A 12,979-nucleotide genomic window follows, 5' to 3' on the forward strand; every position below is an offset into this window, starting at 1 on the left:
GCTTGAATAGGAATGGACGCTGATGTCGTCAGTTTTCTTCGATCGGGATCGCATTGCAGAGTGGCTCGGCGAACACACCGTCGCCAAGGCGCGCTCGGTCGGCCCCGTCACTCATGTGCAGTGGCACGGCTCCACGCTCAGCGGCGAGGTGCAGGGCACGCAGCCGCTTCCGTACAAGACGCGCGTGCGGTTTCGTACCGACGGCGGTGCGCCCTGGGCGCAGGGCGAATGCAGCTGTCCGGTCGGCCGCAACTGCAAGCACGTTGCCGCGCTGCTGTTCGCCGAGCTCGACTATCACGACGAGATGGACCATGTCACCCACGTCCACCTGGACGACGAGGGCGAGACCGCGCGCGACCTGGCGCGCGAGCCCGTGGCGAACCCCGGATCGGCCGCTGGCGTGCGGCCCGAACTGGTCAGCTGGCTCGAGCGTTTTCGCGCCCGCGCCGAAGCTGCGGACGCCGACGCCCAGAAGGCGAGCGCCCCACGCACCCAGACGCTCGCCTACCGGTTGACCTGGTCCAGATTCCACATGCGCCACGAGGTCGTGCTGTACCGCGCGCGCTGCAATCCGGACGGTGCGATAGTCGAAGTGGCCGAGCCCTGGGGCAATGTGGAAGCGGCGCTCCTCAAGCAGCCCAAATTCGTTTCCGACGAAGACCTGTCGATCCTGCGCGGTCTGTGGCTCGGCCGCTCCCGCGAGGATTTCGGGCAGTTCATCCTGCGCGGCACGAGCGGCGCGGAGATGCTGCAGAAACTCATCGCGACGGGCCGGCTGTTCGTCGATTTCACGCATGGCTCCGGCCGCGACGGGCCGATCCCGCTGTCGCGCGGCACCGACCGGCCCGGCCGGATCGAATGGGAGCCGCTCGCCGACGAGCGCCTGCGGCCCGTGCTCTGCACCGAGCCGCGCGCCAGCATGGTGCTGCCGACCGAGCCGGTCTGGTATGTGGACGGCGTCGCGAATGAGGCGGGCATCGTCCAGTCGTCGCTGCCGTTCCAGCAGTTGCCCGATTACCTCGCCATGCCGCCCATCTCGCTCGCCGAAGCGCCGCTGGTCGCCTCGGTGCTGCGCGAGATCGCGCCCGAGTTGCCGCTGCCGCCCACGCACGACGCGTCCGCGATTCGGGTGATCGACGTCGATCCCGTGCCGGTGCTCACGCTCAACAGTCACGCGTTGCCGTCGGCGACGAGCAAGGCGGGTTTGCGGCATTCCGCGGCGGTCGAACTGGCCGGCGTCAGTTTCGATTACGAAGGCGTGAGCATCAATGTGGATAGCAGCGTGACGCTCGTGCCGATGCCGGGCGGCGACGTCATTCATATCCGCCGCCGCTACGAGGCTGAGAAAAAGCGTCTGCTCGAACTGCGCAAGACCGGTTTGCAGAAGGTGCCGACCAGCCGGGTCCATGCGTCGCGCCTGCTGCCCGACACCATGCTCGGCCTGGCCGATGCCGAGGCGTGGTCCGCATTCGTCAACGACTCGGTGCCGGATCTCGTGAGCAAAGGCTGGCGCGTCACGATGGCGCCCGAGTTCCGCTACAACGTGATCGAGATCGACGCGATCGAAGGTACTGCGCATCAGGCCGGCGACGGCTGGTTCGATCTGGAGATGGGCATTCGCATCGGCGAGCGCAACGTGCGGCTCGAACCGCTGCTCGCCGACCTGTTCAGGCGCGACCGGCGCTGGCTGAGCGGCGCGCTCGAAACCATCGCCGACGACGAGCCGATCGAGCTGAAGACCGAGGAGAACAAACGCCTGCGCCTGCGCGCCGACCGCCTGAAACCGGTGGTGCGCGTGCTCGTCGATCTGTTCGACGCGCTGGGCGGTTCGCTTGCCGAAGGCGCGCCGCTGCGCGTGGCGTCCGTCGACGCGGGCCGGCTCGAAGCGTTGAACGGCACCGGCCGCTGGCAATTTCGCGGTGAAGATTCGATCCGCCAACTGGCGCAGCGTCTGCAAGCCGGTCCGGGGCTGCGCGAGGTGCCGGTGCCGCGCGGCCTGAAGGCTGAATTGCGGACTTATCAGCAAGAAGGCCTGAACTGGATGCAGTTTCTGCGCGAACAGGATCTGGCCGGCGTGCTCGCCGACGACATGGGTCTGGGCAAGACCGTGCAGACGCTCGCGCATATCCTCGCGGAGAAAGAAGCGGGGCGTCTCGACCGGCCCGCGCTGATCGTTGTGCCGACCACGCTCGTGCACAACTGGCGCGAGGAAGCGCGCCGCTTCGCGCCCGAACTGAAAGTGCTGGTGCTGAACGGCCCGCAGCGCAAGGAGCGCTTCGAGCAGATCGGCGAACACGAGCTGATTCTGACCACGTACGCGCTGCTGTGGCGCGATCAGAAGGTGCTCGCCGGGCATGACTATCACCTGCTGATTCTCGACGAGGCGCAGTACGTGAAGAACGCCACCACCAAAGCCGCCCAGGCGATACGTGGGCTGCGCGCGCGGCATCGGCTGTGTCTGACGGGCACGCCGCTGGAGAATCATCTCGGCGAGCTGTGGTCGCAGTTCGATTTTCTGTTGCCGGGGTTTCTCGGAAGCCAGAAAGACTTCACCAAACGCTGGCGCAATCCGATCGAGAAGAACGGCGACGGCGTGCGCCGCGCGTTGCTGGCGCGCCGCATCCGGCCGTTCATGCTGCGCCGGCGCAAGGACGAGGTCGCCAGGGAGTTGCCGGCCAAGACGACGATCCTGTGCTCCGTGGACCTGGAAGGGGCGCAGCGCGATCTGTACGAAACCGTGCGCACGGCGATGCAGGAGAAAGTGCGCGCCGCGGTCAGCGCGCAAGGGCTCGCGCGCAGCCATATCATCGTGCTCGATGCCTTGCTGAAGCTGCGCCAGGTGTGCTGCGACCCGCGCTTGGTCCGCACGCTCAAGGCGGCGGGCGATGCGCATGAGACGCACGACAGGACGGACAGAATCGAGAAGGGCGCGCGCGCCATGCGATCAGCCAAGCTCGACCTGCTTCTGTCGATGTTGCCGGAACTGATCGAGGAAGGACGCCGCGTGCTGTTGTTCTCGCAGTTCACCGGCATGTTGTCGCTGATTGCCGAAGCGCTCGAAGAAGCCGCGATTCCCTATGTCATTCTCACCGGCGACACGGCGGATCGCGTTACGCCGGTCGAGCGTTTCCAGCAAGGCGAGGTGCCGCTCTTCCTGATCAGCCTGAAGGCGGGCGGCGTGGGCCTGAACCTGACCGCCGCCGACACCGTGATCCACTACGACCCGTGGTGGAACCCGGCTGCCGAGAATCAGGCGACGGACCGCGCGCATCGGCTGGGACAGGACAAGCCCGTGTTCGTGTACAAGCTGATCGCGGCGGGCAGCATCGAAGAAAAGATCGTGGAGTTGCAGGAGCAGAAGGCGGGACTCGCCGACAGCATTCTTTCTGAAGACGCCGCGGGCGCCGCCAAGTTCTCGGACGACGATCTCGATGCGCTGTTCGCACCGATGCCGGAAATTGAAAGCGGCAGATGATGCGCGGCATGGTCGCGGCGGCTTTCAAATATCCTCAGTTTTGCCGCTGCGTAGCCCAAAAGCGTGACAAATGGTCAATGCGCGCCGCGCTCCCGGCGACGCCGTCAACGCTTTCTCCTGACACTCGTTGAACACGCGACCGTGAAAAGGTCATTCAACGCAGTACGTTGAGGACACGTCGCTCATGAAGAAGCAGATTGTTGCCGTTGCCGCCGTACACGCGGCCGGATGAATTGCCGCACGCAATGGCAATCCGCTTCGACACTGCTTCCGGTTAGCGGCGGTCGCGACAACCGCGGCCAAGCCACCCGCGCGATTTACTCGCGCACTTTACCGAATTCCTCTCGATGAAATCCTGTTTGTCCCGATACCTCAGGTCGGGCTTTTCCGCGCGGTTTGCTTTGTCGCTGGTTGGGTTGTTCGCTGGCTGCGCGCAGTTCAGGCCTGGCACGGTGCCGGCTGCTTTGGCCAATGTTGCAGGCGCGCCGACGTCCGCATCTGAACCTGCCCCAACGGTGCCTGCCGGCTTCTACCGCGTCAATCCGGGCGACACGCAGACCGGCGTTGCCAAGGCGTTCGGTCGCGAGCCTGCGGCGATTGCGCAATGGAACCACCTGTCGGCTGACGACGGCCTGCGCATCGGCCAGGTGCTGCGCGTCGCGCCGCCGATCGTCGACGGCGGTGCGCCGGCGTCGAACGCGCCATCGGACTCGCTTGCGCAAGCGCGCGCGATCTTCGCGGATAGCTTGAACGAACCCCCGCCCGCAAAGGCGCGACTTGCCTGGCCGGCCGGCGGTCCACTGACCGAGCGATTCGTGTCGGGCAGCACAAAGGGGATCGTGATGGGCGGGCACATCGGCGAAACCGTGAGGGCGGCGTCGGGCGGTCGTGTCGTGTACTCGGGCGGCCGGATCGCGGCGTACGGCAAACTGGTCATCATCAAGCACGACGCGCATCTGTTGACGGCATACGGCAACAACCGCGCGCTGCTCGTCAAGGAAGGCACCTCCGTCAAGGCGGGCGATCCGATCGCCGAAATGGGCACGGACGATAAAGGCGAGGCGTCGTTGCGCTTCGAAGTGCGAGTGGACGGCAAACCGGCCGATCCGCTCAAGTACCTTCCAAAGCGCCAGTGACGCGGCGCAGCGGCGGGCTCGCCATTCACTCGCACATAACGAACGATGAGGCACGGACGAAAGAAGCGCGACGTCCCGCCATCGCATGATTGATCGGACGTGGCTTCGATATTCCGCCGAGCCGATCCATCTGTAACAAACCTTCTGCGTCTGTAAATCGACAGTTGCTGCCGCTTCAATTCATACCATTTTCGACGCCAGAAGCCACAACGGTTCTATCCGTAACGCATTACCGCCGAAGTAATAACTACCGCGCTTCCAGTTACAAAAGCAGTTCTTTCATCTTGAGTTGGAATTTCGGAGCGGCTAATTTGATGGCACTTGTGTGGTTAGACCCCCGCGAGCGTGTAGTGTGTTGAGCGGCGTCGGCCTCTGGACGGAGGCGGTGCCGCATTTTTTTGCCCGCTCCGTACGGCTTCGTCCTCTTCCTGCCTTTGACTTAACAATCTTTAAACGATTTATTTTGAGACTGTTTCTATACTGACTCGCAAATTGTCAAATCGCCGTTTCCCGAATGCGGGACGCAGCCTGAAAAAGACAACGGCGAACGGGGCCAATTACCGTGCGAGCGAGACCAGCCGCTGAAACGACGACCCTTGCGGTCGATGTGCATAACCAGCCGGGCCGATAAGTACCCTGCTGAAAATGCCGCAAAAGGCTAGAGAATCACATAGCCGAACCGGATAAGCGCCTGATCGCATCCGGGAAAAGAACGGCCGTTTTTTCGATTATGATGACCTGCCCCTCGATACCCGGCGCGATAAAGCGAACAATGCGCGCCAATTTTGAGACGGGGCGGAACTGAGCAGGGCGCAAGGCAAAGGACCATTAGTCGAAAAATGTGCCGCCGAAGATGAAATGGGAAGCCGGATCGGATCGTCGGTGTGAGCGCCGTCATCCCGGTCGTCTGCCGGTAAGCCGGCCACCAGTTACGAACGACGATGTCGCGTTGCGGGGTTTTATGAGAATTGCTGTCCTGGATGACGATTCGGCTCAGGCCGATCTGGTTTGCCAAACGCTGTCGGCGGCGGGCCATATCTGTCACGCATACGGTGCGGGCCGAGAACTGGTGAGGCAGTTGCGCCGCCAGACCTTCGATCTGCTGGTGCTCGACTGGAACGTGCCCGACATGTCGGGTGAAGAGGTGCTGCGCTGGGTTCGGGAAAGTCTTTCCGAGCGCCTGCCGGTGCTGTTCATGACGAGCCGCGGCCGTGAAAGCGACATCACGTCGATTCTCAACACGGGTGCGGACGACTATGTCGTCAAGCCGGTTTCCGCCGCGGTCCTGCTGGCGCGCGTCGGCTCGCTGCTGCGCCGCGCCTATCACCTCAAGCCGGCCGCAGTGAAGGAAGTGTTCGGCGAATTCGAATTCGACCTGAGCGCCAAGCACGTGGTGGTGCGCGGCACGACGGTTGCCGTCACGCAAAAGGAATTCGAGCTCGCGCTGTTGCTGTTCCAGCATCTGAGCCGGCCGCTGTCGCGCGCGCATATTCTCGACGTGATCTGGAAACAGGCGACCGACATTCCGTCGCGCACGATGGACACTCACGTGTCGATGCTGCGCAGCAAGCTCGGTCTGCGCCCGGAGCGCGGCTACCGGCTGACGCCGATTTACGGCTATGGCTACCGGCTGGAGCGGATCGAATCCGCCACGCCGCCGCCCGCGCTCGATGAGCGCCCCGAAGCGGGGGAGGCGTGACGTTTTCCGCCGGTGTGGCGCCGCGCGGCAGCGCGGTTTCGCCGGGCCGCCGCAGCGGCGCGTTGCTCGCGGCAGCCGGCCTGCTCGCGATGGCCTGCTTTGCGCCTGTATCCGCGTATGCGCAATCGTCGCGTGTGCTGAAGCCGCGTGCGAAAGCCGCGGCGCCGGTGTACGTCTCGTACGTGACCCACGAAGGCGACACGCTGTACGACATCGCCGGCAACTATATGCGCGACCCGAGCGATTGGGCCGCGCTGAGCCGCCTGAATCATGTGCCCGCGCCACGCCGCATGCCGGCCGGCATTGTCTTGCGTTTGCCCGCCGACAGGCTCAAACAGGAACAGGAATCGGCCCGTGTGATCGCGACGAGCGGCCCGGCTGAGCACGCGTTCGGCACGAACCCCTACGTGCCGCTCGCGGAAGGCGCGACGCTCGGCGAGGGCGATCGCATCCGCACCGGGGAAAACGGTTTTGTGACGTTGGAATTGCCCGACGGCTCGCACGTCACGATGGCGCAGAACGGCCTGCTGGATATCGGCACACTGCGGCGCACCACGCTGACCGGCGCCGGCGACCGCTTGCTCGAACTGCGCAGCGGCGAAGTCGAGAGCCAGGTCACGCACGCCACGAAAAAGGACGACCGCTTCCAGATCCGCTCGCCGTCAGTGGTGGCGGGCGTGCGTGGAACGCGCTTCAAGGTCGCCTACGATGGCGACGCGCGAACCACCGCGGTAGAAGTGCTGGACGGCTCGGTCGGCGTCGACCCGGCCGTGCTCGCCGGACGTGCCTCGGCGCCGCCGCCCGGTGCGCCGCTGCAGGCCTCCGCTCAGCTCGTGCCGGCGCGCTTCGGCAGCGTGACGCGGGCAGGCGGAGCGATTGGCGGCCCGATCGAGTTGCTGCCCGCGCCCGCGCTCGCGCAGCCGGCTAAAGTGCAGGACGGCAAGACGGTCGCGTTCGACCTCGTTCCGTCCGAACACGCCATGGCCTACCGTGTGCAGATCGCGCGCGACGCCGACCAGCTCGATCTGATCCGCGAGCTGCGCGTGAGCGCGCCGCATGCGGATTTCGGCGACCTGGCCGACGGCACCTATTTCGTGCGAATCGCCGCGATCGACAGCAACGGGCTCGAAGGATTGCCGCAGGTGTATGCGTTCGAACGCCGCCAGTTCGGGTTGGCCGCTTCGGCCACCCAGCGGGCCGGCAGCCGCGACTATGAGTTCCGCTGGTTTGTCAGCCGCGCCACGGTCGAGACACGCTTCCGTTTCGTGCTGGCGACGACCGACGATCTGCGCCATCCGCTCGTGGACCGCACCGATCTGTCGGGCGGCCAACTGGTGGTGAGCGATCTGCCGGCCGGCGTTTATTACTGGACGATCGTCGCCGAGCAGTTCGAGAACGGCCGCTTCTACGAGAAGAGCAGCGCGGTGCGCTCGTTTACGCTTGCGCGCTGACGCTGGTAGATTCACAGGGCTGAGCGATTCATCAGCCCGCTTCCTGGCCCTGAACCAAGCAAAGCTTTGCCGACCACCTCTACGCGCCTGAGCCTCGACCCGCGCGCCCGTCTCGGACGGCGCGCCGGCCGCCGCTTCCTGATCGAATGGGTGGGCATCGGCTGTCTCGGCATCGTGGTGATTCTGCTCAGTTCGCTCGGCCGCCTGAGCGCGAGCGTCGATCATCTGGTCTACGACCGCTTTCTGAGCCTGCACGCACAGCCTTTGCTGCGCGACATCGTCGTGCTCGAAATCGACAACGCGAGCATCGCGCAACTTGGCCGCTGGCCGTGGCCGCGCAGTGTCCACGCGAAGCTGCTCGAACAGATCGCGAAAGCGAAGCCCGCCGCGGTGATCTACGACGTGCTGTTCACCGAGGCCAATCCGCAGGACGCCGAGCTGGCCCGCGCTATCGCGCTGAGTCCGACCTATCTGCCGGTGCTGCTCACCGCGCCTGACAGCGGCGGGCGCCGGGCCGTGGTCGAGCCGGTGGCGCCGTTCGCGCAAGCGGCGGCGGGGCTGGGCCATATCAATCTCGAAGTCGACAGCGACGGCATTGTGCGCAGCGTCGCGCAATACGAGGGCGACGCCGATTCACGCTGGCCGCAATTGATGGTGCCGGTCGCCCAGGCGGTCGAGCATGGCGCGCTGCACCTGAATGGCGGGCAGCCCCGCCATGCTTCGACCACGACCACGACCGTGGCCGCGCCCGACGACGGCGGCGAAAGCCGCTTCCTGATCCCATTCGGCCGGAATGCGCAGAGCTACCCGAAGCTGAGTTTCGCCAGCGTGCTCGCCGGCGACGTGACGCCGGACCAGTTGCGCGGCCGCATCGTGCTGATCGGCGTGACCGCGTCCGGTTTGTACGACCGCTTTGCGACGCCGGTGTCCGGCGAACTCGGGCCGCTGCCCGGCGTGTATATCCATGCAAACGTGCTCGACACGCTGCTTACCGGCCGCGAGATCGAGCCGGCCGCGCGGTGGGCGCTGTTCGCGGTGTCGCTGCTGCCGCTTGCCGCGCTGCTGGCCGGTTTTCTGGTGTTGTCGCCGCGCCGTTCGCTGCTGCTGACCGGCGCGCTGTGCCTGCTTGCGGCGTCCGGCAGCGCCGTCTTGCTCTACGGTGCGCGGCTCTGGATGTCGCCGGTGCCGGCGATCGTCGGCGTGGTGGCGGTTTATCCGATCTGGAACTGGCGGCGCCTGGAAATGACAATGGCGTATCTGCGCGAAGAACTGCAACGTCTCGCCGACGAACCCCACCTGCTGCCGGAAACGCCGCAGCGCCGCCGCGAGTTCGGCGGCGACGTGCTGGAGCAGCACATGGCGCTGATGGCGCAGGCCGCGCAGCGCGTGCAGGACATGAAGCGTTTCGTGTGGGACAGCCTCGACAGCATGCCGGAGCCGATCCTCGTTAGCGACGTGCGCGGCGTCGTGCTGATCGCGAACCACGCCGCCAAGGCGCATTTCGCGCACCTCGGCGCGCCGCTCGAAGGCCGTCCGATGCAGGCCGTGCTGGGCGGCCTGACGCTCGTGAAGACGATCGACAGCGACGCGGCGTCGGACGCCGAAAACAATCTGCTCGCCCGCGCGCACTGGCCGGCGCCGCTCGATCCGGCGCGCCGCGAATTCGCCGCGTTGATGGCGCACGGCGTCGAGGTGCGCGACGCCCGCGAGCGCGACCATTTGCTGCGCTACGCGAACTGCACCAACGAGCAGGGCGAGACCACCGGCTGGATCGCGGGCCTCGTCGACGTGTCGGCCCTGCATGCGGCCGAGCGTCAGCGGGAAGACGCGCTGCGGCTCCTGTCGCACGACATGCGCTCGCCGCAGGCGTCGATTCTGGCGCTGGTGGAGATCGAGCGCGCCCGCAGCGAGCCGGTGCTCGCGCGCGCCTTGCTGGAGCGCATCGAACGCTACGCGCAGCGTGCCCTCACGCTGGCCGACGACTTCGTGCAACTGGCGCGTGCCGAATCGCAAACCTATATGCTGGAACCGGTGAGTCTGACCGAGTTGCTGATCGACGCCAGCGACGAAGTCTGGCCGCAGGCGCACGCCAAGCGCATCACGCTGCACACGGAAACGGCAACCGCCGACGCTGCCGACGACGGTCACTGGATCTACGCCGACCGTTCGCTGATGACGCGCGCGCTCGTCAACATTCTGAACAACGCGGTGAAGTACAGTCCGCCGGATACGCGGATCGTCTGCAGTCTTGCGAGCCTGACGCCGAAGGCCGGGCCGGGCGCGACGAGGCGCGTGTCGTGCACGATTCGCGACCAGGGCTACGGCATTCCGAAGGATCGGCAGGCGGGTCTGTTCGAGCGTTTCCGGCGCTTTCACGAAACCGAGCGGCCGGAAGTGGGCGGCGCGGGGCTCGGCATGGCGTTCGTCAAGACGGTCGTCACGCGTCACGGCGGCGATGTCGAAGTGGCCAGCGAACCCGGCCGCGGCACGGCATTTACGATCCGCCTGCCGGTGCTCGAAGACGCGCAGTCGGGCGCCTCCGTCACGGAGCGGACATGACGCATGAACACGCACCTTATCGAAGCGAGAAGATGGTGAAAGCGATCCTGATCTGTGCCGCGCTGGCCGCGGCGAGTCTCACCGGCTGCGCAGGCCTGAGTGCCGACGTGCATACCGCCGACGCCACCCATGCCGCCGCCGCGCTGCAAGGCGAACGGACCTACGCGATCGCGCGCATGCCGTCGCAGGAGGCCAGCGCGGAGCATCCGCGATTCGAAAGCCTGCTGGCGGATGAGCTTGCAAAGCAGGGTTTTGCCGCAACGACGGGGCAGTCCGCGCGTTATCTGCTCTCGATTGCTTACGACACGCGCCCGGCGACGATCGGCGTCGGCGAAAAAGGCTGCATGGCGAGCGACTGCGGGCGCGCGCCCGACGCGCCGTTCTCGCTGTTGGGCGGGCCGGCCTACCGGCACGCGCTCACGTTGCGGTTTTTCGAGCGCGTGAGCGGGCAGGAGGTTTATAAAGTCAGTGCGTCCAGCAGCGATCGCGATGCGGATCCGCAGCATGCCATGCCGGCGCTCGTCAAAAGCGCGCTGGCCAGATTTCCCTTCGACGCACCGCCCGACTGGCGGGTGAAACTGCGCACAGACGAGACGAGTGGCGTGCCGAAGGTCGTGTCGGTGAAGCCGCTTCAGCCGTGACTCGCGCGCATCATCCGGGCTCGTTGCGCGGTTCGTTGTCCGCTTCCGGCCAGCGGTTTTCGAATACGCAGTCGGCGAGCGGCAAACGGCTCGCCCAGCGTTCGGTTTCCAGCATCGGCTCGCTATAGAACTGGTCGACATGGCCCAGACACAGAATCGCCACGGGCCGCGCGCCTTCGGGCATGCGCAGCAACCGGCGCACCGCGTCGAGGTCGAATAGCGACACCCAGCCCATACCCAGACCTTCCGCGCGTGCCGCGAGCCACATGTTCTGGATCGCGCACGCCACCGACGCGAGGTCCATCTCCGGCAAGGTCCGGCGGCCGAATATGTGCCGCTCGCGCCCGTCCATCAGCGCCATCACCAGCAGCTCGCCGCAGTCCAGCATGCCTTCCACTTTCAGCTTCATGAACTCTTCGCGGCGTTTGCCGAGCGCGTCGGCGGTGGCGAGGCGTTCGGTTTCCACGGCGTCGTGCAAGGCCTTGCGCAAAACGGGGTCGGTGATCCGCGCGATCCGCCACGGCTGCATGAAGCCGACGCTCGGCGCGTGATGCGCCGCGCCGAGCAGGCGTTGCAGCACGGCCGGATCGACCGGATCGCGCACGAAATGACGCATGTCGCGGCGTTCGTAAATCGCGCGGTAGACGGCGTCGCGCTCCGATTCGTCAAAAGGCTTCGCCATGGAACAGGGCGGCCGCAAAGGCCGGGTTGGAGGGCCAATAAGCGTGCATATAGCTCGCCACGATCGAGCCGGCACGGTAGACGGCCTCGCCGGGTGCGTCGCTTTGCGGCCGGGTGGCCGAACAAAGCGGCGTGAGCGGGGTGTTCAGCTTCGAGTAGTGAAACGTGTGGCCGGTCATCGGCCCGTGCCGGCTGTCGATCTGCTGCATGCCGAGCGCGGTGAAGCGCGTTTGCATTGTCGCGTGGCCGGGCAGCAGGCCGAGCATCGGCGTGCTCACGCCTTGCGTGTCGGTGAGCCGGTCGAGCAGATAGAGCATGCCGCCGCATTCGGCGACGAGCGGCTTGCCGGCGCTCGCGTGCGCACGAATGCCGGCGGCGCTGCGGGTGTTGGCCGCGAGCGCCGCGGCGTGCAGTTCGGGGTAGCCGCCTGGCAGATACAGCGCGTCGGCGTGTTCGGGCGGGGCTTCGTCGGCGAGCGGCGAGAAGTAGCCGATCCGCGCGCCAAGGGATTCCAGCAGCGCGACGTTGGCCGGATAGATGAACGAGAACGCGGCGTCGCGCGCGATGGCGATCGTTTTGCCTTCCAGCAGGCGCGGCAAGCTCTGCCGGGCTGGCATGCCGAATTCGACCGGCGGCGGCAGTTCGCAGAGCGCGGTGCCGCCGAGCGTGTCGGCGACGTGATCGAGACGCGCGTCGAGGTCGTCGATTTCGTCTGCCTGGTGCAAGCCCAGGTGACGATCGGGCAACCCGATTTCGTCGCCGGCGGCAATGTGCCCGCACCAGCGCAGTCCCGGCGGCAACGCTTCCTGAAGCATCTGCGCATGTCGCGTGGAGCCGACGCGATTGGCGAGCACGCCGTAAAACGGCACCTGCGGCCGGAATTGCGCGAGACCGAAAGCGACCGCGCCGAAGGTCTGCGCCATCGCCTTCGCTGAAATCACCGCGAGCACCGGCACGCCGAACGTGGTGGCGAGATCGGCGCTGCTCGGCGTGCCGTCGAACAGGCCCATTACGCCTTCGATCAGGATCAGATCGGCTTGCGCCGCCGCTTGCGCGAGCAGCGTGCGGCAGGCGGCTTCGCCCACCATCCACAGATCGAGCGAGAAGACGGGCGCGCCGCTTGCGCGCGCCAGAATCATCGGATCGAGAAAGTCCGGTCCGGTCTTGAAGACGCGCACGCGTCGCCCCAGCCGCCGGTGATAGCGCGCCAGACCCGCGGTGATCGTGGTCTTGCCCTGGCCGGATGCGGGCGCGCTGATAAAGAGGGCGGGGCACGCTCCAAGGGACGTCTCCTCGGGAGACGCTTCGGGGGACGTGCCCTTGGGAGGCGCGGACAT

8 protein-coding genes are annotated in these 12,979 nt (G+C 66.2%); 6 read left to right on the forward strand and 2 right to left on the reverse strand.

Annotated elements, in window-relative coordinates; genetic code table 11:
• The first annotated feature begins 22 nt into the window (after window positions 1-22).
• From PDMSB3_RS26790 to PDMSB3_RS26815, 6 genes are all read left to right on the forward strand, one after another.
• Window positions 23-3,475: a DEAD/DEAH box helicase gene (locus tag PDMSB3_RS26790; RefSeq protein WP_165188274.1), complete on the forward strand. Its 3,453-nt coding sequence runs from the start codon at window positions 23-25 to the stop codon at window positions 3,473-3,475.
• Window positions 3,476-3,822: 347 nt separating this feature from the next.
• Window positions 3,823-4,611, forward strand: coding sequence for a peptidoglycan DD-metalloendopeptidase family protein (locus PDMSB3_RS26795; RefSeq protein ID WP_007177046.1), 789 nt, complete (start codon window positions 3,823-3,825; stop codon window positions 4,609-4,611).
• 961 nt (window positions 4,612-5,572) lie between these two features.
• On the forward strand, window positions 5,573-6,310 hold the full coding sequence (locus PDMSB3_RS26800; RefSeq protein WP_007177047.1) for a response regulator transcription factor: 738 nt from the start codon (window positions 5,573-5,575) through the stop codon (window positions 6,308-6,310).
• Window positions 6,307-7,761: a FecR domain-containing protein gene (locus PDMSB3_RS26805; protein ID WP_007177048.1), complete on the forward strand. Its 1,455-nt coding sequence runs from the start codon at window positions 6,307-6,309 to the stop codon at window positions 7,759-7,761. The genes PDMSB3_RS26800 and PDMSB3_RS26805 overlap by 4 nt, the downstream gene beginning before the upstream one ends.
• A gap of 66 nt (window positions 7,762-7,827) precedes the next feature.
• Window positions 7,828-10,320, forward strand: coding sequence for a CHASE2 domain-containing protein (locus PDMSB3_RS26810; protein ID WP_007177049.1), 2,493 nt, complete (start codon window positions 7,828-7,830; stop codon window positions 10,318-10,320).
• Window positions 10,317-10,961: a DUF4136 domain-containing protein gene (locus PDMSB3_RS26815; protein ID WP_007177050.1), complete on the forward strand. Its 645-nt coding sequence runs from the start codon at window positions 10,317-10,319 to the stop codon at window positions 10,959-10,961. The genes PDMSB3_RS26810 and PDMSB3_RS26815 overlap by 4 nt, the downstream gene beginning before the upstream one ends.
• Before the next feature lie 10 nt (window positions 10,962-10,971).
• On the opposite strand, the gene bluB is transcribed toward PDMSB3_RS26815, so the two are convergent.
• Entirely contained in the window at window positions 10,972-11,643 is a 672-nt protein-coding gene (gene bluB, locus PDMSB3_RS26820; RefSeq protein ID WP_007177051.1) for a 5,6-dimethylbenzimidazole synthase, read from the reverse strand.
• On the reverse strand, window positions 11,627-12,979 hold the full coding sequence (locus PDMSB3_RS26825; protein WP_165188276.1) for a cobyrinate a,c-diamide synthase: 1,353 nt from the start codon (window positions 12,977-12,979) through the stop codon (window positions 11,627-11,629). The genes bluB and PDMSB3_RS26825 overlap by 17 nt, the downstream gene beginning before the upstream one ends.

It is taken from the genome of Paraburkholderia dioscoreae, assembly GCF_902459535.1.
In the GTDB taxonomy this organism is placed as follows: Bacteria; Pseudomonadota; Gammaproteobacteria; order Burkholderiales; family Burkholderiaceae; genus Paraburkholderia; species Paraburkholderia dioscoreae.

What these genes read in the sequence shown, in the direction of transcription:
- PDMSB3_RS26790 (WP_165188274.1), top strand. Translation starts at nt 23, where the DNA reads ATGTCGTCAGTTTTCTTCGATCGGGATCGCATTGCAGAGTGGCTCGGC.
- PDMSB3_RS26795 (WP_007177046.1), top strand. Translation starts at nt 3,823, where the DNA reads ATGAAATCCTGTTTGTCCCGATACCTCAGGTCGGGCTTTTCCGCGCGG.
- PDMSB3_RS26800 (WP_007177047.1), top strand. Translation starts at nt 5,573, where the DNA reads ATGAGAATTGCTGTCCTGGATGACGATTCGGCTCAGGCCGATCTGGTT.
- PDMSB3_RS26815 (WP_007177050.1), top strand. Translation starts at nt 10,317, where the DNA reads ATGACGCATGAACACGCACCTTATCGAAGCGAGAAGATGGTGAAAGCG.
- bluB (WP_007177051.1), bottom strand. Translation starts at nt 11,643, where the DNA reads ATGGCGAAGCCTTTTGACGAATCGGAGCGCGACGCCGTCTACCGCGCG.
- PDMSB3_RS26825 (WP_165188276.1), bottom strand. Translation starts at nt 12,979, where the DNA reads ATGTCCGCGCCTCCCAAGGGCACGTCCCCCGAAGCGTCTCCCGAGGAG.